1 protein-coding gene is annotated in these 1371 nt (G+C 69.4%); it reads right to left on the bottom strand.

Going from position 1 to position 1371, the window contains the following annotated elements:
- Positions 1–260: 260 nt before the first annotated feature.
- Positions 261–1061, bottom strand: a complete 801-nt coding sequence (locus tag LUU90_RS26360) for a hypothetical protein (protein WP_275007328.1) — start codon at positions 1059–1061, stop codon at positions 261–263.
- Positions 1062–1371 lie beyond the last annotated feature (310 nt).

The raw sequence follows: 1371 nt of genomic DNA, 5'->3' as shown, positions 1-1371 counted from the left end.
TGGAAGCCGGACGCCACCAGGTTGTTCACCTGCGAGGACAGATTCGTCAGCTGGTCCATGATCGCGGTCTGGCCGTTACGCAGCTGACCAGCGGTCCCACGGAGCTCCTCGTACGTCACATTCATGTTCGCCATGAAGATTCCCCTTCTCAGATCCCGGCCGGCCCCCACGGCCGATCCGACTACCCAGACAGTAACCAACCCACCAGACTCCGTCGATGGGTATTAGTCCCCATCCGACCGCACGACCACCAGCGGGAACTACTCCTTGCGCAGGCGCCGCGCCCGCTGCCTCTTGAGCTGTTCCAGACGCCGCGCCCGCTCGTCGGCGGACAGGTGCGCGACTCCCGTCTCCTCGGCAGCGTCGGCGTCCCGTGCCGGGCGGGCGCGGAACGCTCGCACGCCCAGCACGAGCGAGGCCGCGAGCAGTGCCACGGTGACGATCCGGAACGTCAGGTGCGCCGCGTCCGGGAGTCCCGGCATGATGGCGCCGATCGCCGTCGACCAGGCGAGGCCGGCCGGCAGCATCGCCAGGAGCATGCGCGGGTTCCAGCCCCAGCCGGCCATGTAGAACCGCATCACGCGATCAGTGAACGGTGTCGGCCGCACGGGCTGGAGCGAGAGCGCGATGTCGCCGGCGGTGGGCGGCCCGAAGGTGCTCCCCCGAAAGCCGTAGGCCGTGAACGAGAGCTTCTCGCCCGCATAGGACGGTCTCAGGGACCGCGCGAGATAGACGAACGACAGCACGGCCAGCGGCCAGGACGCCGTCAGTACGTGCCAGCCACCCGGGCCGATGACGGCGGCCAGGAACAGTGCGGAGACGATCAGCACGATCGCCTGCGCCGCCGGTGCGCGCCCGCCACCGCTGAGCGTGGTCTCCGGGTCGTCGAACGCCAGGTAACCCACCGACCCGACCAGGAGACCGACTGCGAACAGCCAGATCACCAGCCACACCAGCCCGACCAGCAGATAGCCGAGGGGTCGCAGGGCGACGCCGGCAGGGCTCGGCCGTCCTCCGTCGTTCGTCGACCGCTCAGGGTCTCCCGCCACCAGCTCCGTCATCGTCCTCCGCCTCGCTCGTCTCTCCGGTGCGTCACGCTAGCGTCCCCCGACCGTCACGTATCAGCAGCGCCGCCACGCCACGTGCCACCGAAGGTCCGGCCTCCGGCCACCCTCTCGGGGACGACGCCGGAGGCGGCCCCGGACCGAAGTCCAGGACCGCCTCCGAAAGAACGTGCTCGGTGCCGCTGAGGTCAGATGCCCGAGGCGAGCTGCGAGTCGGCGTCCTGCAGCGTCGTAGCAGCCTGCTCCAGGAACGAGGCCATACCCTCGATACCCTCGATGGCCTGCTTCGCGCCCGTCGTGAACTCCT

This window comes from Promicromonospora iranensis (assembly GCF_028994775.1).
In the GTDB taxonomy this organism is placed as follows: Bacteria; Actinomycetota; Actinomycetes; order Actinomycetales; family Cellulomonadaceae; genus Promicromonospora; species Promicromonospora iranensis_A.
This window is presented reverse-complemented; position numbering and strand designations above follow the sequence as displayed.

Coding starts and splice junctions, on each gene's coding strand:
- LUU90_RS26360 (WP_275007328.1), bottom strand. CDS start 1,061: ATGACGGAGCTGGTGGCGGGAGACCCTGAGCGGTCGACGAACGACGGA.